This window comes from Janthinobacterium sp. Bl 1 (genome assembly GCF_058215535.1).
In genome coordinates, this window is the sequence record NZ_CM177086.1 from 1,748,690 (window position 1) to 1,773,560 (window position 24,871).

Consider the following 24,871-nt stretch of genomic DNA (forward strand, 5'->3'; position numbering starts at 1 on the left):
GTCCATGGATGTCACACAATTGCGTACCTTGCCGCGCGGGGGCCTGTCGCTGCCCTGCATCGGCATGGGTTGCGCCCCGATAGGCGGCTTGTACCAGCCCGTCAGCGACGCGCAGGCGCGCGCCACCTTGGATGGCGCCTGGGACGCCGGCGTGCGTTTCTTCGACACGGCGCCGTTCTATGGCTATACCCAGTCCGAACGCCGTCTCGGCGCGGCGCTGCGCGAGCGGCCCCGCCATGAATTTGTGATCAGCACCAAGGTGGGACGGCTGATGCGGCCCGACGCCTCCGTGCGCCCCGGCGACGACGGCTTTGCCGCGCCGCTGCCGTTCCGTCCCCATTACGACTACACGTATGACGGCGTGCTGCGTTCCCACGAGGACAGCCTGCAGCGGCTGGGGCTTGACCGGATCGATATCCTGTTCGTGCACGATATCGGCAAGGCCACGCATGGCGAACACGATCAGCAATACTGGCGCCAGCTGACGACCGGCGGCGGTTTTCGCGCCCTCGATGAACTGCGCGCCAGCGGCCAGGTGAAAGCCGTAGGCCTCGGCGTCAACGAGTGCGAGATCGTGCTGCGCGCGATGGCGGAATTCGACCTCGATTGCACCCTGCTGGCCGGCCGCTATACCTTGCTGGAGCAGGCTTCGTTGTCGCCGTTGCTGGACGCCTGCGTGGAACGCGGCAACGCCATCGTGATCGGCGGCCCGTTCAACTCGGGCGTGCTGGCCGGGAACGGCAAATTCAACTACGCCGATGCGCCGTCCGCGATACTCAAGCGCGTGGCGCGCCTGGACGCCGTCTGCCGTGACTTTGGCGTGCCGCTGCAAGCTGCGGCACTGCAGTTTCCGCTCGCCCATCCGGCCGTCGCTTCCTGCATCCCGGGCGGCCAGGACCTGGCGCAGCTGCGGCAAAACCTGGACTGGTTCGCCACGCCGCTGCCCGACGCCCTGTGGCTGGCGCTGCGGGACGCGGAGTTGATCGATGCGCGCGCGCCGCTGCCTGCGGGAGTGGCCGCATGATGCGCATCGACGCCCACCAGCATTTCTGGCAGTTGGCCGCGCGTGCCGGCAGCTGGCCGCCGCCATCGTTGGCCGCCATCCACCGCGATTTTGCGCCCGCCGACCTGGCGCCGCTGCTGGCTGCGCACGGCATCGCCGGCACCGTGCTGGTGCAGTCGCTGCCGTCAGCTGCCGATACCGACTACCTGCTGGCGCTGGCGGCAAAGACCAGCTTTATTCGCGCCGTCGTGGGCTGGGCCGATTTGCTGGCGCCTGATGCGCCAGCCAATATCGCCCGCCTGGCGTCGCAGCCGAAGTTCAAAGGCTTGCGCCCCATGCTGCAGGATATCGATGACGATCAATGGATCGCCAATCCCGCGCTGGCCCCGGCCCTGGCCGCGATGGTGGAACACGGCTTGCGGCTGGACGCGCTGGTGCTGCCGCACCACTTGCCCGCGCTGCTGCATTGCGCCCGCGCTTATCCGCAGCTGGTCATCGTGATCGACCATGCGGCCAAGCCGCCGATCGCCGATGCCGGCTTCGGCACCTGGCGTGAAGACATGGCGCTGCTGGCCGCGCTGCCGAACGTGCACTGCAAACTGTCCGGGCTGGTGACGGAAGCGCGGCCCGGCTGGAACGTGGACGACCTGCGCCCCTATGTCACCCATGTGCTGGACGTGTTCGGCTCCCGGCGCGTGATCTGGGGCAGCGACTGGCCCGTGGTGGACCTGGCTGGCGGTTATGCGGCGTGGCTGGCCGCCAGCGAGGCGCTGCTGGCGCATCTGGGGCAAGAAGACAGGGACGATATTTTCGGGCGCAATGCGTGCCGGTTTTATGGTTTTGAATGAGGTGGCTGGCTTGTTGGCTTACGCCAGGCCGTCTAAGCCAACCTACGTTCCGCGTCAACTGTATTGGTAGGTCGGCGTAAGCCAACAAAAAGGAGTCGCAATGCAAAGAATGGGCATGGTCATCGGCATCGCGCCGGAGCGCATCGCTGAATACAAAACCCTGCACGCCGCCGTCTGGCCGCAGGTGCTGGCCAGACTGGCTGCCGCGCATGTCAGCAATTATTCGATCTTCCTGCGCGAGCCGGAAAACCTGCTGTTCGGCTACTGGGAATACCACGGCGAGGATTTTGAGGCCGACATGGCGACGATTGCCGCCGACCCGGAAACGCAGCGCTGGTGGACCTTTTGCGCACCGTGCCAGGAGCCGCTGGCTTCGCGTGCCGAGGGCGAGCACTGGGCGATGATGGAGCAGGTATTCCACGTCAGTTAGCAAAAATCCGGGGTCAGACCCGCCGGGTCTGACCCCAGCCGTTAAGGTGTTGGGTTAAAAAATAAAAGGAGACAAAATGACCGCCAGACTACAAGGCAAAATCGCCCTGCTCACCGCCGCCGGCCAGGGCATCGGCCGCGCCACGGCCGAAGCGTTCGTGCGCGAAGGCGCCACCGTGATCGCCACCGATATCAACCAGGCCCAGCTCGACGCGCTGAAGGAAGCAACGGGTTGCGCCATCCGCCGGCTCGACGTGACCGATGGCGCGGCGATCACCGCGCTGGCCGACGAGATCGGCCCCGTCGACATCCTGTTCAACTGTGCCGGCTTCGTCGACGGCGGCACCATCCTCGACTGCGACGATGCGGCCTGGGACCGTTCCTTCGACATCAACGCGCGCTCCATGTACCGGCTGATGCGCGCCGTGCTGCCCGGCATGCTGGCCAGGGGCGCCGGCTCCATCGTCAACATGTCGTCCGTGGCGTCGAGCGTGAAGGGCGCGCCGAACCGCTTTATCTACGGCACCTCGAAGGCGGCCGTGGTGGGCATGACCAAGTCGGTAGCGGCGGACTTCGTCACGCGCGGCATCCGCTGCAACGCGATCTGCCCCGGCACCATCGAGTCGCCCTCGCTGAAGGAACGCATTGCCGCACAGGCGGCAGCGACGGGCGTGAGCATCGATGAAGTGCAGGCGGCGTTTGTCGCCCGCCAGCCGATGGGCAGAGTGGGCCGGGCAGAGGAAATCGCCGCGCTGGCCGTCTACCTGGCTTCGGATGAATCCGCCTTCACCACCGGTATGACTCACGTCATCGACGGTGGCTGGTCTAACTAAGGACACCGACCAGTTTAACTCATGAAACTGATGCGATATGGCGCCAAGGGCGCTGAAAAACCTGCACTGATCGATGCCGATGGCGTCGTGCGCGACCTGTCCGGCGTGCTGTCCGATATCACGGGCGCGACCCTGGGCAAGGATGGCCTGGCGACCCTGGCCGCGCTCGATATCGCCAGCCTGCCGGTGGTGGCGAATCCTGGCCGCATCGCGCCGCCGTGGAAGGGCGTAGGCAAGTTTTTGTGCGTGGGCCTGAACTATGCCGACCATGCGGCCGAATCGGGCATGGCCGTGCCGGCTGAACCGGTGCTGTTCATGAAAGCCACCAGCGCCATCATCGGCGCCAACGATGCCGTGGTGATGCCGCAGGACTCGAAGAAAAGCGACTGGGAAGTGGAACTGGGCGTGGTGATCGGCACCACCGCGCGCTATGTGAGCGAAGCCGATGCGCTGTCGCACGTGGCCGGCTATTGCGTGGTGAACGATTTGTCCGAACGCGAGTACCAATTGGAGCGCGGCGGCCAGTGGGACAAGGGCAAGGGCTGCGATACCTTCGGCCCGATCGGCCCCTGGCTGGTCACAAGCGACGAAGTGGCGGACCCGCAAAACCTGGGCCTGTGGCTGGAAGTGAACGGCAAGCGCGTCCAGGACGGCAATACCAGAACCATGGTCTTCGGCGTGGCCAATCTGGTCAGCTACATCAGCCGCTTCATGACCTTGTACCCGGGCGACATCATCAGCACCGGCACGCCGCCGGGCGTGGGCATGGGCCAGAAGCCGTCGGCCGTGTACCTGAAGCCGGGCGACACCATGCGCCTGGGGATCAGCGGCCTCGGTGAACAGAGCCAGACCGTGCATGCGTGGAATCCGGAACTGATCGACAGTTAAACGAGTAGCAGACCGGCGCGCCGCCAAGGTGCTCAGACATCGGCGCGCCGGCCTATGGCAGTGGAGTGGAGGAGACACACCATGAATGAATCCGAAGAGATACTGGCCCTGAACAAGGTCAGCAAGCGCTTTCCCGGCGTGCTGGCGTTGGACAACGTCAGTTTCAGCCTGCGCAAGGGCGAAGCCCACGCGCTGTGCGGCGAAAACGGCGCCGGCAAGTCCACCCTGATGAAGGTGATGAGCGGCGTGTACCAGGCCGACGAGGGAGAACTGGTCTACAAGGGCAAGGTGTGCAGTTTTTCCTGCAGCGTGGATGCGGAGGCGGCCGGCATCGCCATCATCCACCAGGAACTGAACCTGATCCCGCACCTGAGCGTGGCCGAGAATATTTTTCTCGCGCGCGAACCGGTGCGCGGCATTTTCATCGACCGCAAGAAAATGCGTGCCGATGCACAGGCGCTGCTGGACCGTTTGAAACTGCGCATCGACCCGCGCCAGCTGGTGAAAAACCTGTCCTGTGCGCAGCAGCAGATGGTGGAAATCGCCAAGGCCCTGTCGCTCAATACGGAAGTGCTGATCATGGATGAACCCACGTCGTCGCTGACGGAAAGCGAGACGGGCCAGTTGTTCGACATCATCAATGAACTCAAGCGCAACGGCGTCAGCGTGGTCTACATCTCGCACCGGCTCGAAGAGATGCAGCACATCATCGACAGGGTGACGGTGCTGCGTGACGGTAAATTCGTCTGCACCGACGATTTTGCCGCCACCAGCCTCGACGCCATCGTGGCCAAGATGGTGGGCCGCACCCTCGATGAAAAATTTCCCGACCGCGTCTCGACGCCGACGGATGAAGTGCTGCTGCGCGTGACCGATTTGCACCGCAAGGATGTCTTCGGCCCGCTGAGCTTTGACTTGCGGCGCGGCGAGATCCTCGGCTTTTCCGGCCTGATGGGCGCAGGGCGCACGGAAGTGGCGCGCGCCATCTTCGGCGCCGATCCGCTCACCAGCGGCGCCATCCACCTGGGCGACGTGGCGGTGACTATCGACAGCCCCATCGACGCCATCGGACACGGCATCGCCTACCTGTCGGAAGACCGCAAGAGCCACGGCCTGGCGATCCGCATGTCGGTGGCGGCCAATCTCACCTTGACGAATGTGTCGGGGCTGGCGAACCGTTTCGGCTTCATCGATTTCGCCAGGGAGGAAGCGGTGGCGCAGCAGTACATCGCGGCGCTGGGCATCAAGACGCCGACCTCGAAACAGATCGCGCGCAATCTCTCGGGCGGCAACCAGCAAAAGATCGTCATCAGCAAATGGCTGTACCGCGAATCGAAAATCATCTTCTTCGACGAACCCACGCGCGGCATCGACGTGGGTGCCAAGTTCGCCATCTACCAGCTGCTCGACAAGCTCGCGTCGGAAGGCATCGGCGTGGTGCTGATCACGTCCGAGCTGCCCGAGATCATGGGCATGACGGACCGGGTGGCCGTGTTTCATGAAGGGCGCATCAGCGGCATCGTCAATACGCGCGAGTCGTCGCAGGAAGAGATCATGCATCTCGCATCGGGCCGCCAGGCAGCAATGCATTAACATCAGAAAGCCACAAGAAAATGAATAAAGAACTGATTCAAAAATTCGCCGCGCTGGGCAGCCTGTCCTTGCTGTTGTTGGTGTTTTCCCTGACCAGCAACGCCTTTTTCTCCGTCAGCAACGGCATGAGCGTGGCCTTGCAAGTGACGTCGATCGCCTACCTGGGCATCGCCGCCACCTGCGTCATTATCACGGGCGGCATCGACTTGAGTTCCGGCTCCGTGCTGGCGCTGGCCGGCGTGGCCGCCGCGCTGCTGGTGAAAAGCGGCGTGCCCGTGCCCGTCGCCATGCTGGGCGGCGTCGTGGTGGGCGCCATGTGCGGCGCCGTCAACGGCTTTTGCATCACGCAACTGAAGCTGCCGCCCTTCATCGCCACCCTGGGCATGATGCTGATCGCACGCGGCCTGGCGCTGCAGGTGACGGGTGCGCGCGCCATTTCCGGCCTGGGCGAGTCGTTCGGCGAACTCGGCAACGGCGTGCTGTGGCGCATCGAGCGCGACACGGGCGGCACCTTTCCCGAAGTCGTGTTTCCCGGCATTCCGTATCCGGTGGTGCTGATGGTGGTGATCGCGGTGGCCGTCTCCATCATGCTCAGCCGCACCACCTTTGGCCGGCATATCTATGCCGTCGGCTCGAATGCGGAAGCGGCGCGCCTGTCCGGCGTGAAGGTGGGCCGCGTGACCCTGCTCGTGTACACCCTGTCCGGCGCCTTGTCCGGCCTGACGGGTTGCGTGCTGATGTCGCGCCTGGTGACGGCGCAGCCGAACGAGGGCGTGATGTACGAACTCGATGCGATCGCCAGCGCCGTGATCGGCGGCGCCTCGCTGATCGGCGGCATCGGCACCATTTCCGGCACCGTCATCGGTTCCTTCGTCATCGGCATCCTGCGCAACGGCTTGAACATGAACGGGGTATCGAGCTTTATCCAGCAAATCATTATCGGACTGGTCATCTTGCTGACCGTCTGGATCGATCAGAAGCGCAACCGCGCCTGAAGCAGCAAGCAGCACGCATGAAGTCAATCTACTAAATCTATAATTATTACATGAGGACGACAATGAAAACCATCAAAGCCATGTCGCTCGGTCTGTTGACCGCAGCATTTGCCCTGAGCGCCAGCGCCACCTTCGCCGCGCCGGGCGAGATCGCCGTGATCGTCAAGACGACCAATTCCAACTACTGGCAAAACGTCAAGAAGGGCGCCACGGCCAGCGCGGCAGACGCCAAGGGTTACAGCCTGACCTTCCAGGGTCCGGCCTCGGAATCGGCCATCGCCGACCAGGTCAGCATGGTGGAAAACGCCGTCACGCGCAAGGTGGCCGGCATCGTGCTGGCCGCGTCGGACCCGGACGCGCTGGTGCCGGCCCTGAAGAAGGCGTGGGAAGCGAAGATTCCCGTCGTGCTGATCGATTCGCTGGTGGCCGACAGCGGCAAGCGCTATTACCAGTCCTTCCTGTCGACGGACAATGAAGCGGCCGGCGAGCAAAGCGCCAAGGCTCTCATTTCGCAGGTCGGCAAGACGGGCAAGATCGCCGTGATGTCGTATGTGGCGGGCGCCGGTTCCGAGACGGGCAGGGTGGGCGGCTTCAAGCGCTATATCGAAAAGAATTCGCAGCTGCAGATCGTCGGCACGTACTACTCGCAGTCGCAGATGGCCACGGCGCTGAACCAGACGACCGACGTGCTGGCCTCGAATCCTGACTTGAAGGGCATCTTCGGCGCCAATGAGCCGACGGCCGTGGGCATGGGCCGTGCCATCGCGCAGGCGGGCAAGGCCGGCAAGGTGATCGCCGTGGGCTTCGACGGCAATGAAGACCTGAAAAACTTCGTCAAGGACGGCACCCTGTATGCGACCGCCGTGCAGGGTTCGTACTCGATGGGCGCGCTGGGCGTGAAAACCCTCGTCAGCCTGATCGAAGGCAAGAAGGTCGCACCGTTCGTCAACACGGGCGTGGTGATCGTCACCAAGGCCAATGTGGAACTGCCGGAAGCGAAGAACGTCTTGTATTGAGTTCCATATTGCGTATCAGCTGATCGTCAGGCGCTGCTTCAATTCATTGAGCAGCGTGCCGGTCTTGGTGGTCAGCTGGCGCGCCAGCGGCCACGCGAGGGACAGCGGCAAGCCTGGCGTGGCGCAGGCCGGCAGTACTTCGACGATGGCGCCGTTGGCCAGGTGCTCGTGCACGAGCCAGGTCGCCTGCTGCGCGATGCCCAGGCCGGCCAGCACGGCGGCCGTTTGCGCTTCTGCGTCCCCCACCGTCAGGCGCGGACTGACCGTTCGCCGTTCCACCCCGTGCTCGCCAGCAAACAGCCATGGCGCCGCCGTGCCGTCGCCGCGGCCATAGGCGATGCAATCGTGGCCATCGAGATCCGCGATCACAAGAGGCGTGCCGCGACGCGCCAGGTAGGCGGGCGCCGCGCAAAAGATCAGGCGCTCTTCGCCCAAGGGCATCTGCCCCAGCGTTGGCGGCCAGCTGCCCGGTGCGCCGATGCGCACGGCGATATCGATGCGCTCTTCGAACAGGTCGGCAAAGCGGTCGCTGAAGGCAATCGACGGCTGCAGCTGCGGATATTTTTCGCACAGATCAATCAGCGCCGGCATCACGCGCATGCGGCCGTACGACGCGGGCACACCGATGCGCACCTTGCCTGCCAGTTCCCCATCCTGCTCGGCCAGCACGTTTTCCGCCTCGACCAGTTCCTGCAGCACGCGCTTGCAGGTGGCGTAATAGGCATGCCCCGCGCTGCTCAACTGCAAACGCCGCGTGCTGCGCTCGAACAGGATCACGCCCAGGCGGGCTTCCAGGCGCGCCACGCTCTTGCTCACGGCCGAGCTGCTCAGGTGCAGCTCTACGGCCGCCCTGGTGAAACTGCCGGCATCAGCGGTGGCAAGAAAAGGCGCGATGCCTTTCAAGTGTTCGGACATGATTGCAGAATATTTTTCATGAATAAGGTGAAATACTATCGCGGATAAGAATTTCTGTCCGCTATATCATGGCTTTTTACACAGGCATGGGAGTACGCATGAACAAGCACGCATTGATTATCGGCGCCAGCGGCGTTATCGGCAGCAATCTGGCCACGCACTTGCTGGCGCAGGGCTGGCAGGTGACGGGCGTCTCGCGTGGCCGCACGCCGGTTCCCGCCGGTTGCGCATGCCTGCCGCTCGATGCCACGGATGGCGCGGCGGCCAGCGCCGCCCTGGCGGGCTTGGACGCCAGCCACGTCTTTTTCACGGCCTGGGCGCGCCAGGCCAACGAGCAGGAAAATATCCGCGTCAATGGCGCCATGGTCGCCAATGTGCTGGCCGCGCTGGGACCCGCCGGCCACTTGCGCCATGCTGCGCTGGTCACTGGCCTCAAGCACTACCTGGGACCGTTCGACGCCTATGGCAAGGGCAGCGTGCCCGTCACGCCGTTCCGCGAAGAGCAGGGCCGGCAAGCGGTCGAGAATTTTTACTATGAGCAGGAAGACCGGCTGTTCGACGCGGCCGCGCGGTACGGTTTTACGTGGAGCGTGCACCGCCCGCACACCATCATCGGCTACGCGCTGGGCAATGCCATGAACATGGGCCTGACCCTGGCCGTGTATGCGAATCTGTGCAAGGCCGGCGGCCAGCCCTTCGTCTTTCCCGGTTCGCCCGCGCAATGGCACGGCTTGTCCGACATGACGGACGCGGGCCAGATCGCACGCCACCTGGCGTGGGCGGCCGACAGTCCCGCCGCGCGCAACGAAGACTTCAATATCGTCAATGGCGACGTGTTCCGCTGGAAGTGGCTGTGGCCGCGCCTGGCCGCTTATTTCAGCGTCGAGGCGGCCGATCTGCCCGAGGCGATGGCGCCGCTGGCCGACCGCATGCAGGACGCACCCGCGCAATGGCGCGCCATCGCCGAGCAGCACGGCCTGGTGGAGGCTGACGTCGGCCGCCTTGCTTCCTGGTGGCATACGGATGCCGACCTGGGGCGGCCGATGGAAGTGATGACGGACATGGGCAAAAGCCGCAAGGCGGGCTTCCTCGATTATCAGGATACGCAGGATGCCTTCTTCAATCTGTTCGACAAGCTGAAGGCGGAGCGCGTCATTCCGCGCTGACCTGGTTGCAGCCAACCATGTCGTCGGCTTACGCCGTTCCGGCTAAGCCGACCTACTGTGCCATCGTGGTAGTGTGTAGGTCGGCTTAGCGCGCAAGCGCGTAAGCCGACATCTTCACATGCTATTCGGGCTTGCGCCGCTCCTGCGCCCGCTGCCACTCCAGCCCCGGGCGGTCGACGCGAAATTGCAGCAGCCGTCCCTGCACGACTTCCGTCACGTAGGCCGTACGGCCATCGGGGCCACCGAAGGTGATGTTGCTGGGCTTGGCGCCGGGCACGCTGATCTCGCGCAGGATGCGCCCTTGCGGCGACAATTTCACCACCGTGCCCTTGCCGTAGCGCGTCACGTACAGGTTGCCGTCGACGTCCACGCGCATGCCGTCCATGCCGAAATCGTCGAATTTGATCAGCAAGCGTTTGCCGCTCAGGCTGCCGTCCGCGGCGATGTCGTACATCCAGATATTGCGCTGCACGCTTTCATTTACATACAAGATCTTGCCGTCGGGGCTGACCTCGATGCCGTTGGCCGTGCCCATGGTGTCGAGCGCCAGGGTCACCGTGCCGTCCTGCGCGATGCGCCACACGCGGCCCGTGTTTTCCTTCCAGTTCGGGTCGCTCGCATACAGCACGTCGTCGGCCGTGATGGTGATGTCGTTCGGCTGCGTCATGCGCGGCTCGCGCGCGTGGATGGTGAGCGCGCGCGTGGCCGGGTCGACCAGGTAGATTGTGTGTTCCATGTAGTCGGCCAAATACATCTGGCCCCGGCTGCCGAAGCGGATGCCGTTGGCGATGCTGGTGCCGGGCAGGGTCAGGTACACCTCGCCAGTGCCGCCGGGACTGACCTTGCCGATGGTTTGCTGGCGCGCAAAGTTGACGGCATAGATATTGCCATCCGCATCCACGGCCGGGCCTTCGATGCCCCTGGTAAAGGAATGCGCGGGCGTGAGCGTGGTGGCGAGAAACAGCGCCTCGTGCGCGGGCGGGCTGGCGCAGGCGGACAGGTTGGCCAGCGCGGTGGCCAGCACGGCCGTGCGCAGCGACGGCAGGGCGTATCGGGTATGGGACATCAGTGTTCTCTGTGTGGCAAAGGTGGCGTATGTTACCCGACGCGCGCCGGCCGGGGCGCCTGGCTAGGCTGCCACGACGACGAGGTCGGGAAAGTCGTCTTGCCAGCCGTCCCACTCGTCTTGCAGGTGGGCATGCATGCCGGCGCGTTCCTGCGCCTGCTCAAAGGTGTCCGCGCTGGCCAGCAGGAAGCGGGCGATGGCGCGCAGGGTGGCCGGGTCGGCCTGGATGGTCACGTCGGAACAGCGTTGCGGGCGTTCGGACGGCGCGTCTTGCAGATAGCAGTGCAGCGATAAATGTGTGGTCATGGGTGTCAGTTGTCGATGGGCACCGCACATGATGCCATGCGCGCGCGGTATCTGTGAGGTGAACGAGCGGCAATTGACGCCGGACGGGCGGAATGGAAAAAGATGCGCGACAGGACTGCGCAATGGCCGGGTTGAGGCGTATGATGGAAATACAGATGTGGTTGCCGCAAGGCAGTGTGACCGATGCCGGCCGCACATCTTGCCGTGTTTTTTTCGTGGTTTTGGCAGTAATGACAACGAGGAGACATCATGGACAAACCCGAATTCATCCTGGCCGCCAAGGCCATGGAAACGCTGGAGATGTATCAAACGTTTTATGGCCACTCCAGCGAATACCAGGCGCACCAGCAGGAAGTACTGAAACTGCTGCGCCACAAGGGCGCCTCCCTGCTCGTGTCCGAGCATGGCCCGGCGAAATTCCTGCTGGCCTTTGCCGATGCGCTGGAAGCGGCCAGCTTGCCGGGCGAGTATGTGCCGCTCAGCCGCAGGTAGGGCGAGCCCGTCCCGGCAGGGGATGCAAATATCTGCCGGGATAGTCCCTAGCCGCCGTTTCCCCCGCCGCTCAGCGATACCCTGGGCAGGCGCACGGTAAATATCGTGCCGCTTTCCAGGCTGGACTCGGCGCCGATGGTGCCGCCATGCGCGCTGGCGATTTCACGCGCGATAAACAGGCCCAGGCCGATACTGGTGGCATTGGGTGCCTTGTGATCGTCGGAAATGGCCAGCTGGACCAGCGGATCGAAGATGCTCTTCAGCGACGCTTCCGGGATCTGGCGGCCGAAATTCTTCACTTGCACCACGGCCGTATCGGCATCGCCGCAAGCCGTGATGGTCACCGGCTGGTCGTCGGTGCGGTATTGCGCGGCATTGTTGAGCAAATTTGAAAACAGCTGGGCCAATCGGGCCGCATCGAAGTCGCCGATCATCTCGCCCGTAGTACTCAGTTCGAACTTGCATTGCGGGTGAGCGGCCGAGGCATCCTCGACGGATGTCTTGCAGATTTCCCCCAGGTCGCCCAAGGCGGGTGAAATGGGCATGTGTCCTCCCAGCTGCGTCCTGGCGAACTCCAGCAGATCGTTGACCATGGTTGTCATGGTGGCCGCGCTGCGGGCAACCCGTGCACCGATCTGTACCGTGGAAGCGGAGGTCGCGCTCGGCCTGCTCAGCAGCGCACCGGCCATCGTCATCGTGCTCAGTGGGCTGCGCAGATCGTGGCTGAGGATGGCGAGAAAGGTATTGCGGGTGCGGTCGCTCTGCTGCGAGTAGCGTATGGCCGATTCCTGCAGCGCCTGGTCTATCGCTTCATTGAAGCGCAAGATGTCGTCCGTTGCCGTTTTCGACGTCACCGATACCTGTGCCATCCACAGGCGCAGCACGCTGGCCCGCATCGCGCGAAATTCCGCCGTCAACTGCGGCAGCGTGAAGCCGATCTGCTGGCGCAGCGAGCCGTGCGTGGCGGCGGCCGTTTCCTTGCCCGTTATTTCCGATACGCCCGTGGTCGATTTCTTTTTTCGCTGCGCCGCGTTCTCGATGACATCCATGTCGCGCACGATGGTTTGCAGCATCTGCTTGGCATGATCGCGCAATTCCGCTTTCGAGATGGCGGCCCCCGGAATGGGCAGCGACCTGGCGAAGAGTTCCCACTCTTCCAGGATCGGCTCCAGATGGCCGGTAATAAAGCGCGATAGTTTCACGGTGGACCAATGCGTTGATGGAAGAGGAGCCAGTGTACGCTGTTGAGCTGAGGGATGGGGGATTGGGTTCTGCTCTGGGTGTCATATGCAGGTAGAGTCGCTCAGGCGGAAGAATTCGGCTGGATGTGCGCCGGTACAAGGAGGAGGGCCCTGGTTGTAGCTGTGCCAGGCAGCGCCCAGGCTAGCAGATTGCTCCATACATCCCTTTTCCCGTACGCAGGTCGAGTCCGAAATAGCATTGGTATGCCGCCCCTTTTGTATGAACGCAGGCAATATCTCCCCTGCGCCGCTCACGGTAGTCAGCCGAGGAACTACATGCTTGCTCCTGTTTCACATCGGGGCCGAGCTGGGCAAACAGTTCCCGTGCCAATTCCCCTTTGACCATGATTGCCACTTTCCGGTCGTTTCGCGTGGGTGGCAGCATTTCGGACAGCGTTCCGCCGTAGATCTGATAGTCACCACTCAAGGGCCTTGGTTCGCCAGTCCACGCCCGCTGTTTGTCGGCCGCGTGTGCCGTTGAGAACAGAGCGAGCGCTATGGCGCAGCATGCAAGCCGAGTAGTCATCCATGCTCCCTGATTTCAATATGAAGATGGTCGTCGTGTCCTTTCAGAGACCGCACGCGCCCGCCACCGATCGTCTTTTGTATCTCTTCATCGTTAAAGAAGACCTTGGTGACCATTGGGTGCCGCAGAAACAGCTGTATCAATTTGATAGTGGCGCTCCGGTCATACACGCTATCAAAGCGCGACACGCGTGCGGACTGGCCTTGCAGTTTGTCCTTCCGCACGGGGCGTAGATCCATTTCAATGCCTTTTCTGTGGCTGACATGCTTGTCGTACGCTAATCCTTCGGCGATGCTGATATTCCCGATACCAAATTTCCTATCATCAATTGCCTGCCATTCTCGTTCGATGTAAAAGATCAGGGATAGCAAGCTGGGGTGCGCATATTGGGCCATATGGCCGGAATGTGGCATCCGGTGCAGATTGCCATAGACGTAATACCCGGCATCTTCTGGAGCCTGGGGCAATATAAAAAACCCGCGCTTATCCCTGGGCTGAACTTCAAGCATGGTCAACTCCGCTACGCGCAACGGTGGGGGAGTTGGCATTGTTTCGCATTTCTTTCCACCCGGAATTGCGGCATCGCAAACAATAGCGAGCTGGAACCGGATTCTCCGACGCCATGGCGGTAACTTTTTTATATCGTGTTTGTGACGATGTGTGAGTATGTCGCTGTCTATTTGGTGCACACTTTGCCGGATATAAATCCGGGAGTGCCGCCATGACCAGGTCACGCAGCTTGCCGCCACGATTGTTGGGAGCAGGCTTCCGTGGCTTTTCCCTGCTGCCGCTGGCTATCTCATTTGTCGTGCTGGTGTGCCTGTCGCTGCTGGCGATCCAGTTATGGACGACCTTGCGCGCGCGGGAGGGGCAACTGCTTGAAGCGTCCCGTGAAAGTGCCAATCTGGCGCAATCTGTTGCGCAGCATGCCTACGACACCATCAAGGAAGCCGATACGGTGCTGGTCGGACTGGTGGAACGGTTGGAAACAGACGGTGTTGCCGGTCTTGAACTGACCCGTATCCACAAATTACTGGTCAACCGTGTAGCCGAGTTGCCCCAGTTGCACGGCATCTTCATCTATGCCAATGATGGCAGCTGGCTTGTGAACTCTCAGAAAACGTTGTTGAGCAATCTGAATAATTCCGACCGAGATTATTTCAAATATCACCGAACGCATGCTGATCGGGGGCCGTATGTCGGACCTCCCGTGCGCAGCAAATCGACGGGACACTGGATAGTCACGGTATCGCGGCGGATCAATTTGCCTGACGGAAGTTTCGGCGGCGTGGCGCTGGCGACCATCGACATGAATTATTTCCGGCTGTTTTATGAACGCTTTTCGATAGGAAAAAAAGGCGCTATTTTCATTGCGAATGGAAAAGGTATTCTTTTATTGCGAAGGCCGTTCGATGAGAGTTTGCTGGGGCGCGATATTTCAAAGTTTCCGATATTTCATGATTACCTGCCCAAAAGTCCCGTTGGCACGGCCGTGGTCCAGTCGCGGGTCGATGGCGTGACGCGTATCAATAGCTATCGAAGAGTCGAGGAATACCCGCTGGTGGTCTCTGCCGCATTGTCGCAGGATGAGGTCCTTGCTTCATGGCGTCTTGATACGATGATTCAAAATACGGTGGGTGGCGTGCTGGTACTGCTGATCGCGTTCATCGGATACCGTGTGGTGCGGCAGATCGATTTGCGGGTCAAGAGCGAGGCGGGGCTGGTCGAGGCGCGCAATGAACTGGAAATGATCAATGAAACCCTGGCCCGCCTTGCCAGTCAGGATGGATTGACGGGACTGGCGAACCGGCGCCACTTCGACCAGTCGCTGCTTGCCGAGTTCAGTCGTGCGCAGCGTGAAGGCAGCTCACTTGGGCTGGTGTTGATCGATGTCGACTTCTTCAAGCAATACAACGATATCTATGGCCATGTGGCCGGCGACGAGTGCCTGAGAAAAATTGGCAAGGTGGTCGGCTACAGCATGCGCAGGCCGGGCGACCTTGCGGCGCGCTACGGCGGGGAGGAAATGGTCATTTTATTGCCAGGAACGGAACTGCCGGGGGCATTGGCGGTGGCGGAAGGCGTTCGCCAGGCCGTGCAATCGCTGGGAATCGAGCATAGCGGCAGTCCTCCCGGCGTGGTGACGGCCAGCGTCGGCGTGGCGGCTTTTATACCGATGCATCAGGAAAACCGTCCGGTCGAGCTGGTTGAACTTGCTGACAAGGCACTGTACAAGGCCAAGGCATTGGGGCGAAATCAGGTCTGTCATGAATCGTCTAGTGAAATTGCCGCCGAGCAGGCCGCGACTGCTTTTGCGTTTCGATAGCCATTTTTGAAGATGGATGGGCGGGCGCGGCTTTGCGCTGCGTCCTGTGCGGCGCGTGCGCCAGCCTTGTCCATGTACAATCGGCAACATCCGGATCGACGTATCCGCCATCTCATTGCGGAGTACGCTAGAGCGTGACACAAACATTGCAAACCTGGCTGCTGGCCTGGCGGGAAGCCTTCACGTGCGTCGGCCTGGGACTGCGCGATGCGCGTCATGCGGGCCTGTGGTGGCGCTCCGCGCTGTGGTGCATGGCGGTCGTGGCCCTGTGGCTGGGACTGTATAGCTACTTTGGCCGTTTTTTTGTCGAGCTGAGCGCGATGCTGGCGCTGGTGTCCGTGACCGGCTTGCTGGGCCTGGGCGTGATGGATGGCGTCGGGGCGCTGGCCAACGGGCCTGCCACGGTGTCTCAGATGGGCAATATCGCTGGCGGCCTGGGCAGCGCTGCCAAGGCCATGCTGTCGATCGGCCAGATCGCTCTGGCATTGCTGGCGCTGGCTGCTTTTTTCTATGTGATGGTCTTTATCGTTGGCGCCATCGGCACGGCGCGCCTGCCGCTGCGCTGGCTGTTGCTGGAGCGCGCCAAAGCGGTGGTGGCGCGGCGCTATATCGGGTGGCAGTCGCCAGCCGGTTTGGAGTTGTCTGCCGCGCACCCCGCCTGGCGGCGTCGCCTGTTGCTGCTGCTTTCCCTGCTGATTCCGGTGTGGGCCATGTGCGTGCTGATCTCGCATTTGCTGGCCTGGAATGTCCAGATGATCTACGGCGCGGCGGCTGAAGAGGTGCTCGGCGCGGAACAGCAAGCGGCCTTGCGCCGCGCACAGCGTCCGGCGATTTTCGCCCTGGGACTGCTGCTGTGTTTGCTGATGCTCGTACCGGTTCTTAATTTACTGCTGCCAGCCTTGCTGTGCAGCAGCGTTTGCCATTTGCAGCGCCGCGGCTGGCGCGCAACGGGAACGTCAATCAAGGTGGAGTGAAGATGACTGAAAACGCAAGACGCGGCACCCTCGAGCGCGCGATTGAAATCGCCGCCGCCACCCACGCCGGCCAGACGGACAAGGGCGGCGCGCCGTACATATTGCACCCCTTGCGCGTCATGCTGCGCGTCGCCCCCGGCGCCCAGCAGATAGTCGCCGTGCTGCATGACGTGGTGGAAGACAGCGACGGCAAAGTCACCTTCGACGACCTGGCGCGCGAAGGATTTTCCCAGGAAGTCATCGACGGCGTGCGCGCCGTGACCAAGGCCGAAGGCGAGTCGTATGAGGATTTCATCGCCCGCGCAGCGTTGAACCCGGTCGGCAAGGCCGTCAAGCTGGCTGATCTGGCTGAGAATAGCGATTTGTCGAGGATAGATAGGCCGACGCAGAAGGATTTGGAGAGGGGGGAGAAGTATCGGCGGGCTATTCAGCAACTTATGTCGCAGCAATGATTCTTGAGTGGAGAGGCCGTGATCGAATGTTTAATTTAGCCTCGGCGCACGTGTGAGGATGTTGGTACAAGGTTGAGGTCTTGTGCAAATGGCGAAACTGATCCCGGTCGCCGATACTTCTCTTTTTCCTGTGCGCGGGTTTGTTGATGCTCATACCGGTACGCAGTGAACGCGAGCTGAGGCGTCACGCCATTGGAAGCTGGCATACCATGACCACCATTCCAATGGAAACCTTGTCCGTTTGAAATGGAATTTCACCACGTTCTTGAAAACCCTGTTTCGCGTAGAAGCGGCGAGCATTTAAGTTGGTTTTGAGCACATCTAACCATATCAATCTCTCCCTGCGCTCCATCGCCAGATCATGAATGTAGCTCAAGAGCTGCTTTCCATAACCGCGTCCAGCCTCGGATTTGAGGAAGTATATCTTCTGCAGCTCCAGGCCCACTTCGCCGCTGATAGGCGCCGGCTTCGACAAGTTGACCTTGGCGAAACCGACGACTTTTCCGCTTTCATCGGAAGCGACAAGCCAGACTTGGTTCAATGAAGTCAGCGAATTCTCAAGTGTGCTGGGAGAAAAATCCTGGTCCAGGAAATCCGATATTCCGGTAGCGGACCAAATATCCGAAAAATGCTCACGGTAGGTCTGGCAGCCGATTTCCTGTAGAGCGCGCACGTCTGCGATTTCAGCTTTACGGATATTAATCATATTCTTTCGGTTTGGTCAGAAATGGAGATGCAATGATATTGTAAATTGCATCATTTCGTTGGGACTTTGTGGGCAGAGTCGTGCGGTGAACAGCGGAACGAGAAGTCCGATCCGCCATTGGTACACGACCTGAGCGACTGATGTTGTCGTTAGGAAAAGCCGCCTGCGACGCAAAAGCTAGTCAGATAATCGGAGAGGGTTGCGCTTGCAAGCGCAACCCGGTTTTGCGGCGCCGAGCTGCGCTCGCCGAAGGCCCCGCAAAACCCCCGCGTCCGTACCGGACGCGGACGCGACGCCCGCGCTCTGCATGCATGGAATAAATAAAAAGGGCCTCCCCGCCAAAACGGGGAAGCCCTTTTTATTTATTCAGTGGTGGAGACGGCGGGAATCGAACCCGCGTCCGCAAGCACTCTACAGACAGTTCTACATACTTAGCACTATCATTTAATTTAACTCAGCCAGCACGGATGTGCACGTTATGGGCAAGCGAGTTACCTATTATTTAGTCGGACGCTAAGTAACCCAGCATACGACGAGTCCCTGTAAATGACTCTAGAGCTTTTGACGGCCCACCCCAGGGACGAGGTGTTCTAGAGCTAACAGCGATTAAGCTGCCAGTGCGTACGAGTTATCGTTTGCAGTTAAGTTTTTTCAGGTTGTATTTACGAGGTAGCCCGCCCTCGGTATGCCCTGCGCTGCTTTGCAACCCACGTCGAAACCAGGTCGTCCCCACAGAACCTTCATTGTAGCGCAATCTGCCCACTCTTGCATGATGCATTCGCGGTAAGGAGCGAGGCAGCTTTGAATCGCTTGAGCCAGACGAATTGGAGGGGCTTGTGCTGGCAGGCACAAGCCGGTTGTGCGGCGCCGGGCTGTGCCCGCCGAAGTCCCGCACAACCCCCGCGTCCGCAAGCACTCTACAGACAGTTCCACATACTTGGCACGATCATTTAATTTGACTCAGCCAGTACGGATGTGCAGGTTATGGGCAAGCGAGTTACCTATTATTTAGTCGGACACCAAATAACCCAGCATCAGACGAGCCCTGTGGTGACTCTGGAGCTTTTGACGGCCCACCCCAGGGACGAGGTGTTCTAGAGCTAACAGCGATCAAGCTGCCAGTGCGTACTAGTTATCGTTTGCAGTTAAGTTTTTTCTGGGTGTATTTGCGAGGTAGCCCGTCCTCGGTATTCCCTGCGTTGCTTTGCAACCCACGTCGAAACCAGGTCGTCCCCACAGAAGCTTCTGTGTAGCGCAATCTGCCCACTCTTGCATGGTGCATTCGCGCCATAGACGTAAGGGGGCTGACCCGCCGGGTCAGACCCCAGCTTTCCACTGCGGAAAGTGCTGCTCCTCAAGCCGCCAGCTGCCGCTCCTGCGCCGCCTTCACCACGCCAGTCACCAGTTCCAGCAAGGCCAATGGCGTATCGAGCAAATGGTCGGCGTTCCAGTGCTGCGGCTCGACGGGGCCGCAGTAGCCCCAGGCGCAGGCTACCGTGCGCATGCCGGCGGCGCGGCCGGCCTGGATGTCGCGCAGGTCGTCGCCTACGTACCAGCAGTCTTCCGGTGCCAGGTCAAGGCGGCGTGCCGCTTCCAGCAGGGGGGCAGGGTGCGGTTTCGGGTGGGGCATGGTGTCGCCCGAGATCACGCAGCCGGCGGCGCCCAGGCCGATCTGGCCGACCAGCGGGTCGGTGAAGCGGGCGGCCTTGTTGGTGACCACGCCCCAGGCCAGGCCCAGAGCTTGCAGGCCTTCCAGCATGGCGGGGATGCCGTCAAATAAACGGCTTTCCACGGCCAGGGCCGCTTCGTAATTGTTCAGGAAGTCGTCTTTCAGGGCTTCGTAGCCGCTTTCGCCAGGAGCTATGCCATACGACGCGCCTATCATGCCGCGTGCGCCGGCCGAGGCCGTGGGACGCAGGATGTCATACGGGGTCGGCGCCAGGCCGGCGCGCGCGCGCAGCAGGTTGATGGCCGCCGCCAGGTCGGGCGCGGTGTCGGCCAGGGTGCCGTCGAGGTCGAACAGGATGGCGCGCGGGGCTGGCAGATGGTCAGTGATCATGGCGGGCAAAGTGTGTCAAGTGGGAATGAAAAATGGCGGCCGCAGCCGCCTTGTATTGTGCGTGATGGTTACAGCGGCCGGGTGCAGGCCACCAGGTAATTGACGCTCGTATCGCTATTAAGTGAGTAAATCTTGGTCAGCGGATTGTAGCCCATGCCGCGCATGCTGTTGACGTCCAGGCCGGCGCTGCGCAGGTATTGCGACAGTTCGGCCGGGGTGATGAATTTGTCATAGTCGTGCGTGCCTTTCGGCAACAGGCGCAGCAGGTATTCGGCGCCCAGGATGGCGAACAGATACGCTTTCGGGTTGCGGTTCAGGGTCGACAGGAACACGTGGCCGCCCGGTTTGACCAGCGCGGCGCAAGCCTTGACGATGGCGGCGGGGTCCGGCACGTGCTCGAGCATTTCCATGCACGTCACGACGTCGTACTGGCCCGGCTCTTCCTCGGCCATGGCTTCGGCGGCGATCAGCTTGTAGCGTACCTTGGCGCCCGATTCCAGGCTGTGCAGGTCGGCAACTTTCAAGGCCTTGTCGGACAGGTCGATACCCGTCACGTCGGCACCCTTGCGGGCCATCGATTCGGCCAGGATGCCGCCGCCGCAGCCGATGTCGATCACGCGCTTGCCGGCCAGCGGCACTTTCGCGTTGATCCATTCCAGGCGCAGGGGGTTAATTTCGTGCAGGGGACGAAACTCGGAAGTGGGGTCCCACCAGCGGTGGGCCAGCTCACTGAATTTTTGGATTTCGAGAGGGTCGGCGTTCATAGGTCGAATAATAGCGGCAATTTTACAATTGGGCAGCCACGGACGAAAAAAAACCCCGCCGTGGCGGGGTTTTTCATGCTGTTCTTGACTTGCGCGATGACTTGCGGCAAGTCCAGGAGTTCAGCTATTACTTGTTGCGGGTACCAACAACTTCGATTTCCACGCGACGGTTTTTCGCACGGCCTTCGGCAGTTTTGTTATCAGCAACAGGTTGTTTTTCGCCTTTGCCTTCGGTGTACACGCGGTTGCTTTCAACGCCTTTGTTGACCAGGTAGGCTTTGACAGCATCAGCACGACGTACCGACAGTTTTTGGTTGTAAGCATCGGTGCCGACGGAGTCGGTGTGACCCACAGCGATGATGACTTCCAGGTTGATGCCACCCAGTTGTGCGGCCAGCTCGTCCAGCTTGGACTTGCCTTCTGGCTTCAGCGTAGCTTTGTCGAAATCGAAGAATGCATCAGCAGCGAAGCTGACTTTTTCCGAGGTAGGAGCAACTACGACTGGCACTGGCACGACTGGTGCTGGTGCTGGAGCAGGTACGACTGGTGCTGGAGGAGCCACGCATTTGCCGTCTTGCAGGGTTTCTGGCTCTACGCACAGTGGTACGTCGCAACCTGGCACTGCGTCAGCAGGTGTCCAGTAGCCGGTACGCCAGCACAGGCCGAATGGGTCACGCACGATTACGCCGCGGGCATCTTGCACGTAAGCGCTTTTTGGGCTTGGTGCTTTGATGTCAGTGGTAACTGGCGCGAATGGTGGGGAGGTTGGGGTTTGGGCCGAAGCCGAGCCAGCAATCACTGCGGATGCAGCGAAAAACAGCGTTACAAATTTATTCATTCTTTTTTCCTTTCGGGGGGTGATATCCGCAGAACAACACTGCGCTACTGGTGCTACGTGCCAAGATTTTATCATGTAGACCATATGCGCTCGTTTCAGATTGCGAAACTAGCAATTAACTTCCCAGTCATTTTGCCACACGCATCAGGGGCACACGACCGTGGTTAAATCAAAGCTTGCCCGATTTTAGACCGTGCGTTGTTTTTGCGCAACGAAAATGCCCATTTGTAACGCATCTGTAACAATTGATCGCTTTTCTTGCCACTTTTAAGGGCAGGTGGCTTGAACTGATATTGCCATTGTGCATTATCGACAGGGCAACATGCACGGCCCTGGTGCAAACTGTCAATCTTGCCGGTATGGCCAATTTGTACAGGTAGCTGGGCGCGCATGCTAAAATCGTGCGCTTGACTGTTAAGAGTGTCGAGCAAATGCCCACGGCGGCACTGCACGGCCAGCACGTACCCTTGCGGTACCCGTACTGGCCGCGCCGCCAGCCCGCCGATTTGTTCAGGCACTCTGCGACATGGAAGCCGGGCCACGCCAGCAGCGCGCGGCGCGGCATCCACGACGACAGCCACCCAGGATATGCAGTATTGCGTCATACATTGCGTAACAGATAAGTTAACCACAGCCTGAGATCAGTCGAACCGCCAATGGATCAATTCGCAAAAGAAACAATTCCTATTTCCCTCGAAGAAGAGATGCGCAAGAGCTACCTCGATTACGCCATGAGCGTGATCGTCGGTCGCGCCTTGCCCGATGCGCGCGATGGCTTGAAGCCAGTGCACCGCCGCGTCTTGTTCGCGATGCATGAAATGAATAACGTGTGGAACCGCCCTTACGTCAAGTGCGCCCGCGTGGTCGGCGAAACCATGGGTAAATACCATCCCCACGGCGATGCCTCGATCTACGACACGCTGGTGCGCATGGCGCAAGATTTTTCGCTGCGCTACATGCTCGTCGATGGCCAGGGCAACTTCGGTTCCGTCGACGGCGATGGCGCCGCGGCAATGCGTTACACCGAGTGCCGCCTGGACAAGATCGCCAGCGAGCTGCTGGCCGATATCGACAAGGATACCGTCGACTTCCAGCCCAACTACGATGGCAAGGAAAAGGAACCGACGGTCTTGCCGACGCGTATCCCGAACCTGCTGATCAATGGCTCGTCCGGTATCGCCGTCGGCATGGCGACGAACATTCCGCCACATAACATCACCGAAGTCATCGACGGCGCGCTGCACGTGCTGCGCAATCCCGAGTGCACGATCGATGAATTGATCGAGCTGATCCCTGCGCCGGACTTCCCGACGGCGGGCATCATCTATGGCGTGTCCGGCGTGCGCGACGGCTACCGCACGGGCCGCGGCCGCGTCGTGATGCGCGCCAAGACGCACTTCGAAGAATACGGCAAGGATGGCGGCCGCATCGCCATCATCGTCGACGAGCTGCCATTCCAGGTCAACAAGAAATCCTTGCTGGAACGTATCGCTGAAAACGTGCGCGACAAGAAGCTCGACGGCATTTCCGACATCCGCGACGAATCCGACAAGTCGGGCATGCGCGTGGTGATCGAGCTGAAACGGGGCGAAGTGCCGGAAGTGGTGCTGAACAATCTGTACAAGCAGACCCAGTTGCAAGACACCTTCGGCATGAACATGGTGGCACTGGTCGATGGCCAGCCCAAGCTGCTGAACCTCAAGCAGATGCTGCAATGCTTCCTGTCGCACCGCCGCGAAGTGGTGACGCGCCGTACCGTGTTCGAACTGCGCAAGGCGCGCGAACGCGGCCACGTGCTCGAAGGCCTGGCGGTCGCGCTGGCCAACATCGATGACTTCATCGCCATCATCAAGGCCGCGCCGACGCCGCCGATCGCCAAGGTCGAGCTGATGGCCAAGGCCTGGGATTCCTCCGTCGTGCGCGAAATGCTGGCCCGCACGGGCGACGGCACGACGCCGGGCGGCGTGGACGCCTACCGTCCGGAAAACCTGCCGAAGCACTACGGCATGCAGACGGATGGCCTGTACAAGCTGTCGGACGACCAGGCGCAGGAAATTTTGCAGATGCGCCTGCAGCGCCTGACCGGCCTGGAACAGGACAAGATCGTCAACGAGTACAAGGACGTGATGGAACATATCGCCGACTTGCTCGACATCCTGGCCAAGCCGGAACGCGTCACCGTCATCATCACCGATGAAATGACGGCGGCGAAGAACGAATACGGCGCAGGCAACAAGGACGTGCGCCGCTCGCAGATCGAGTTGAATGCGACCGACCTGGAAACGGAAGACCTGATCACGCCGCAGGACATGGTCGTGACCCTGTCGCACACCGGTTACATGAAGGCCCAGCCGATCACCGAATACCGCGCGCAGAAGCGCGGCGGCCGCGGCAAGCAGGCGATGGCGACGAAAGAGGAAGACTGGATCGACCAGCTGTTCATCGCCAATACGCACGACTACATCCTGTGCTTCTCGGATCGTGGCCGCATGTACTGGCTGAAGGTATGGGAAGTGCCGCAAGGCTCGCGCAATTCGCGCGGCAAGCCGATCGTCAACATGTTCCCGCTGCAGGACAACGAAAAGATCACCGTGATCCTGCCGCTGTCGGGCGAGAACCGCACGTTCCCGGAAGACCATTATGTGTTCATGTCGACCAGCCTGGGCACCGTCAAGAAGACGCCGCTGAAGGACTTCAGCAATCCACGCAAGGCCGGCATCATCGCGGTCGACCTGGACGACGGCGACTTCCTGATCGGCGCGGCGCTGACCGACGGCCAGCACGACGTGATGCTGTTCTCCGATTCGGGCAAGGCAGTGCGCTTCGACGAAAACGATGTGCGTCCGATGGGCCGTACGGCGCGCGGCGTGCGCGGCATGAACCTGGAAGAAGGCCAGCACGTGATCGCCCTGCTGGTGGCCGAGAACGAGCAGCAGTCGGTGCTGACGGCAACGGAAAACGGTTACGGCAAGCGTACGCCGATCACCGAGTACACGCGCCATGGCCGTGGCACGAAAGGCATGATCGCCATCCAGACCAGCGAGCGCAACGGTAAAGTGGTTGCCGCGACCCTGGTCGATACCAGCGATGAAATCATGCTGATCACCACCGGTGGCGTCTTGATCCGCACCCGCGTGTCGGAAATCCGCGAGATGGGCCGCGCGACACAGGGCGTGACCCTGATCGCCGTGGAAGACGGCACCAAGCTGTCGGGCCTGCAGCGCGTGGTGGAAACGGATATCGACGAAGTCGAGCTGACGACGGAGGCGGATGCCGCGCCTGCGCCGGCAGCGGCTGAACCAGCCGATCCGGTCGATCCGGCCCAGCCGGAGTAAGATGATTGGGGCTCTTTCGGGAGCCCCAATTGCTATTGGCGCGTGCTTATGCCGCCAGCAGAATTGCGTAGGTCGGCTTGGCCCGTCGGGCGTAAGCCGA

General features: G+C 61.2%; 24 protein-coding genes and 2 other RNA genes. 14 read left to right on the forward strand and 12 right to left on the reverse strand.

Translation table 11 applies throughout. From position 1 onward, the window contains the following. The first annotated feature begins 4 nt into the window (after positions 1-4). From AC4BCN_RS07890 to AC4BCN_RS07925, 8 genes are all read left to right on the forward strand, one after another. Positions 5-1,024 (forward strand): aldo/keto reductase, encoded by a 1,020-nt coding sequence (locus AC4BCN_RS07890; protein ID WP_490492963.1) that lies wholly within the window; start codon positions 5-7, stop codon positions 1,022-1,024. Next, the gene (locus AC4BCN_RS07895; protein WP_490492964.1) at positions 1,021-1,851 is read left to right on the forward strand and encodes an amidohydrolase family protein; all 831 of its coding nucleotides are present in this window, start codon (positions 1,021-1,023) and stop codon (positions 1,849-1,851) included. Before AC4BCN_RS07890 ends, AC4BCN_RS07895 begins: the two co-directional genes overlap by 4 nt. Before the next feature lie 100 nt (positions 1,852-1,951). After that, the gene (locus AC4BCN_RS07900) at positions 1,952-2,281 is read left to right on the forward strand and encodes an L-rhamnose mutarotase (protein ID WP_490492965.1); all 330 of its coding nucleotides are present in this window, start codon (positions 1,952-1,954) and stop codon (positions 2,279-2,281) included. 76 nt (positions 2,282-2,357) lie between these two features. Continuing rightward, on the forward strand, positions 2,358-3,113 hold the full coding sequence (locus AC4BCN_RS07905) for an SDR family oxidoreductase (RefSeq protein WP_034759659.1): 756 nt from the start codon (positions 2,358-2,360) through the stop codon (positions 3,111-3,113). Positions 3,114-3,134: 21 nt separating this feature from the next. Then, positions 3,135-4,001, forward strand: coding sequence for a fumarylacetoacetate hydrolase family protein (locus AC4BCN_RS07910; RefSeq protein WP_490492966.1), 867 nt, complete (start codon positions 3,135-3,137; stop codon positions 3,999-4,001). 81 nt (positions 4,002-4,082) lie between these two features. Next, on the forward strand, positions 4,083-5,594 hold the full coding sequence (locus AC4BCN_RS07915; protein ID WP_252867047.1) for a sugar ABC transporter ATP-binding protein: 1,512 nt from the start codon (positions 4,083-4,085) through the stop codon (positions 5,592-5,594). A 20-nt stretch (positions 5,595-5,614) separates the two neighbouring features. Next, a complete protein-coding gene (locus tag AC4BCN_RS07920) occupies positions 5,615-6,589 on the forward strand; it encodes an ABC transporter permease (RefSeq protein ID WP_034759656.1) in 975 nt (324 codons plus the stop codon). A 62-nt stretch (positions 6,590-6,651) separates the two neighbouring features. Continuing rightward, complete coding sequence (locus tag AC4BCN_RS07925) at positions 6,652-7,605, forward strand: ABC transporter substrate-binding protein (RefSeq protein WP_139090333.1); 954 nt, start codon at positions 6,652-6,654, stop codon at positions 7,603-7,605. 15 nt (positions 7,606-7,620) lie between these two features. On the opposite strand, the gene AC4BCN_RS07930 is transcribed toward AC4BCN_RS07925, so the two are convergent. Then, positions 7,621-8,520: a LysR family transcriptional regulator gene (locus tag AC4BCN_RS07930; protein WP_490492967.1), complete on the reverse strand. Its 900-nt coding sequence runs from the start codon at positions 8,518-8,520 to the stop codon at positions 7,621-7,623. Between the two features lie 98 nt (positions 8,521-8,618). Here AC4BCN_RS07930 and AC4BCN_RS07935 point away from each other — a divergent pair, with 98 nt between their 5' ends. Continuing rightward, complete coding sequence (locus tag AC4BCN_RS07935) at positions 8,619-9,686, forward strand: SDR family oxidoreductase (protein WP_490492968.1); 1,068 nt, start codon at positions 8,619-8,621, stop codon at positions 9,684-9,686. A gap of 121 nt (positions 9,687-9,807) precedes the next feature. On the opposite strand, the gene AC4BCN_RS07940 is transcribed toward AC4BCN_RS07935, so the two are convergent. Both AC4BCN_RS07940 and AC4BCN_RS07945 read right to left on the reverse strand, forming a co-directional pair. Beyond that, positions 9,808-10,752 carry an SMP-30/gluconolactonase/LRE family protein gene (locus AC4BCN_RS07940; protein ID WP_490492969.1) on the reverse strand — a complete coding sequence of 315 codons (945 nt, stop codon included), beginning with the start codon at positions 10,750-10,752 and terminating at the stop codon, positions 9,808-9,810. 63 nt (positions 10,753-10,815) lie between these two features. After that, the gene (locus tag AC4BCN_RS07945; RefSeq protein WP_128140295.1) at positions 10,816-11,058 is read right to left on the reverse strand and encodes an Imm32 family immunity protein; all 243 of its coding nucleotides are present in this window, start codon (positions 11,056-11,058) and stop codon (positions 10,816-10,818) included. Between the two features lie 249 nt (positions 11,059-11,307). Between AC4BCN_RS07945 and AC4BCN_RS07950 the strand changes: the two genes are divergently transcribed. Next, positions 11,308-11,550: a hypothetical protein gene (locus AC4BCN_RS07950; RefSeq protein WP_070303981.1), complete on the forward strand. Its 243-nt coding sequence runs from the start codon at positions 11,308-11,310 to the stop codon at positions 11,548-11,550. A gap of 47 nt (positions 11,551-11,597) precedes the next feature. Here AC4BCN_RS07950 and AC4BCN_RS07955 read toward each other — a convergent pair whose 3' ends face one another. Beyond that, positions 11,598-12,752, reverse strand: a complete 1,155-nt coding sequence (locus AC4BCN_RS07955; protein ID WP_490492971.1) for a sensor histidine kinase — start codon at positions 12,750-12,752, stop codon at positions 11,598-11,600. A 561-nt stretch (positions 12,753-13,313) separates the two neighbouring features. Beyond that, on the reverse strand, positions 13,314-13,826 hold the full coding sequence (locus AC4BCN_RS07960) for a M74 family metallopeptidase (RefSeq protein WP_490492972.1): 513 nt from the start codon (positions 13,824-13,826) through the stop codon (positions 13,314-13,316). Positions 13,827-14,038: 212 nt separating this feature from the next. On the opposite strand from AC4BCN_RS07960, the gene AC4BCN_RS07965 reads away from it, so the two are divergent. The 3 genes from AC4BCN_RS07965 (at position 14,039) to AC4BCN_RS07975 (ending at position 17,069) form a co-directional block, all read left to right on the forward strand. After that, on the forward strand, positions 14,039-15,643 hold the full coding sequence (locus AC4BCN_RS07965; RefSeq protein ID WP_490492973.1) for a diguanylate cyclase: 1,605 nt from the start codon (positions 14,039-14,041) through the stop codon (positions 15,641-15,643). Between the two features lie 134 nt (positions 15,644-15,777). Continuing rightward, the gene (locus tag AC4BCN_RS07970; RefSeq protein ID WP_490492974.1) at positions 15,778-16,617 is read left to right on the forward strand and encodes a hypothetical protein; all 840 of its coding nucleotides are present in this window, start codon (positions 15,778-15,780) and stop codon (positions 16,615-16,617) included. 2 nt (positions 16,618-16,619) lie between these two features. Beyond that, positions 16,620-17,069, forward strand: a complete 450-nt coding sequence (locus AC4BCN_RS07975; protein ID WP_490492975.1) for a GTP pyrophosphokinase — start codon at positions 16,620-16,622, stop codon at positions 17,067-17,069. Between the two features lie 184 nt (positions 17,070-17,253). On the opposite strand, the gene AC4BCN_RS07980 is transcribed toward AC4BCN_RS07975, so the two are convergent. The 7 genes from AC4BCN_RS07980 to AC4BCN_RS08010 form a co-directional block, all read right to left on the reverse strand. Next, positions 17,254-17,775, reverse strand: a complete 522-nt coding sequence (locus AC4BCN_RS07980; protein WP_072454422.1) for a GNAT family N-acetyltransferase — start codon at positions 17,773-17,775, stop codon at positions 17,254-17,256. A gap of 370 nt (positions 17,776-18,145) precedes the next feature. Beyond that, positions 18,146-18,506, reverse strand: a transfer-messenger RNA (tmRNA) gene (gene ssrA, locus AC4BCN_RS07985). Between the two features lie 169 nt (positions 18,507-18,675). Next, positions 18,676-19,002: a transfer-messenger RNA gene (gene ssrA, locus AC4BCN_RS07990) on the reverse strand. Positions 19,003-19,129: 127 nt separating this feature from the next. Beyond that, complete coding sequence (locus AC4BCN_RS07995) at positions 19,130-19,834, reverse strand: HAD family hydrolase (protein WP_490492976.1); 705 nt, start codon at positions 19,832-19,834, stop codon at positions 19,130-19,132. A 68-nt stretch (positions 19,835-19,902) separates the two neighbouring features. Further along, entirely contained in the window at positions 19,903-20,598 is a 696-nt protein-coding gene (gene ubiG, locus AC4BCN_RS08000; RefSeq protein WP_034751812.1) for a bifunctional 2-polyprenyl-6-hydroxyphenol methylase/3-demethylubiquinol 3-O-methyltransferase UbiG, read from the reverse strand. Positions 20,599-20,725: 127 nt separating this feature from the next. After that, on the reverse strand, positions 20,726-21,436 hold the full coding sequence (ompA, locus tag AC4BCN_RS08005; RefSeq protein ID WP_034751810.1) for an outer membrane protein OmpA: 711 nt from the start codon (positions 21,434-21,436) through the stop codon (positions 20,726-20,728). Between the two features lie 164 nt (positions 21,437-21,600). Next, positions 21,601-22,041, reverse strand: coding sequence for a hypothetical protein (locus AC4BCN_RS08010; RefSeq protein ID WP_490492977.1), 441 nt, complete (start codon positions 22,039-22,041; stop codon positions 21,601-21,603). Positions 22,042-22,092: 51 nt separating this feature from the next. On the opposite strand from AC4BCN_RS08010, the gene gyrA reads away from it, so the two are divergent. After that, a complete protein-coding gene (gene gyrA, locus AC4BCN_RS08015) occupies positions 22,093-24,771 on the forward strand; it encodes a DNA gyrase subunit A (RefSeq protein WP_128140252.1) in 2,679 nt (892 codons plus the stop codon). The last annotated feature ends 100 nt before the right edge of the window (positions 24,772-24,871 follow it).

What these genes read in the sequence shown, in the direction of transcription:
- AC4BCN_RS07890 (WP_490492963.1), top strand. Translation starts at nt 5, where the DNA reads ATGGATGTCACACAATTGCGTACCTTGCCGCGCGGGGGCCTGTCGCTG.
- AC4BCN_RS07895 (WP_490492964.1), top strand. Translation starts at nt 1,021, where the DNA reads ATGATGCGCATCGACGCCCACCAGCATTTCTGGCAGTTGGCCGCGCGT.
- AC4BCN_RS07900 (WP_490492965.1), top strand. Translation starts at nt 1,952, where the DNA reads ATGCAAAGAATGGGCATGGTCATCGGCATCGCGCCGGAGCGCATCGCT.
- AC4BCN_RS07905 (WP_034759659.1), top strand. Translation starts at nt 2,358, where the DNA reads ATGACCGCCAGACTACAAGGCAAAATCGCCCTGCTCACCGCCGCCGGC.
- AC4BCN_RS07910 (WP_490492966.1), top strand. Translation starts at nt 3,135, where the DNA reads ATGAAACTGATGCGATATGGCGCCAAGGGCGCTGAAAAACCTGCACTG.
- AC4BCN_RS07915 (WP_252867047.1), top strand. Translation starts at nt 4,083, where the DNA reads ATGAATGAATCCGAAGAGATACTGGCCCTGAACAAGGTCAGCAAGCGC.
- AC4BCN_RS07920 (WP_034759656.1), top strand. Translation starts at nt 5,615, where the DNA reads ATGAATAAAGAACTGATTCAAAAATTCGCCGCGCTGGGCAGCCTGTCC.
- AC4BCN_RS07925 (WP_139090333.1), top strand. Translation starts at nt 6,652, where the DNA reads ATGAAAACCATCAAAGCCATGTCGCTCGGTCTGTTGACCGCAGCATTT.
- AC4BCN_RS07930 (WP_490492967.1), bottom strand. Translation starts at nt 8,520, where the DNA reads ATGTCCGAACACTTGAAAGGCATCGCGCCTTTTCTTGCCACCGCTGAT.
- AC4BCN_RS07935 (WP_490492968.1), top strand. Translation starts at nt 8,619, where the DNA reads ATGAACAAGCACGCATTGATTATCGGCGCCAGCGGCGTTATCGGCAGC.
- AC4BCN_RS07940 (WP_490492969.1), bottom strand. Translation starts at nt 10,752, where the DNA reads ATGTCCCATACCCGATACGCCCTGCCGTCGCTGCGCACGGCCGTGCTG.
- AC4BCN_RS07945 (WP_128140295.1), bottom strand. Translation starts at nt 11,058, where the DNA reads ATGACCACACATTTATCGCTGCACTGCTATCTGCAAGACGCGCCGTCC.
- AC4BCN_RS07950 (WP_070303981.1), top strand. Translation starts at nt 11,308, where the DNA reads ATGGACAAACCCGAATTCATCCTGGCCGCCAAGGCCATGGAAACGCTG.
- AC4BCN_RS07960 (WP_490492972.1), bottom strand. Translation starts at nt 13,826, where the DNA reads ATGCTTGAAGTTCAGCCCAGGGATAAGCGCGGGTTTTTTATATTGCCC.
- AC4BCN_RS07965 (WP_490492973.1), top strand. Translation starts at nt 14,039, where the DNA reads ATGACCAGGTCACGCAGCTTGCCGCCACGATTGTTGGGAGCAGGCTTC.
- AC4BCN_RS07975 (WP_490492975.1), top strand. Translation starts at nt 16,620, where the DNA reads ATGACTGAAAACGCAAGACGCGGCACCCTCGAGCGCGCGATTGAAATC.
- AC4BCN_RS07980 (WP_072454422.1), bottom strand. Translation starts at nt 17,775, where the DNA reads ATGATTAATATCCGTAAAGCTGAAATCGCAGACGTGCGCGCTCTACAG.
- AC4BCN_RS07995 (WP_490492976.1), bottom strand. Translation starts at nt 19,834, where the DNA reads ATGATCACTGACCATCTGCCAGCCCCGCGCGCCATCCTGTTCGACCTC.
- ubiG (WP_034751812.1), bottom strand. Translation starts at nt 20,598, where the DNA reads ATGAACGCCGACCCTCTCGAAATCCAAAAATTCAGTGAGCTGGCCCAC.
- ompA (WP_034751810.1), bottom strand. Translation starts at nt 21,436, where the DNA reads ATGAATAAATTTGTAACGCTGTTTTTCGCTGCATCCGCAGTGATTGCT.
- AC4BCN_RS08010 (WP_490492977.1), bottom strand. Translation starts at nt 22,041, where the DNA reads ATGACGCAATACTGCATATCCTGGGTGGCTGTCGTCGTGGATGCCGCG.
- gyrA (WP_128140252.1), top strand. Translation starts at nt 22,093, where the DNA reads ATGGATCAATTCGCAAAAGAAACAATTCCTATTTCCCTCGAAGAAGAG.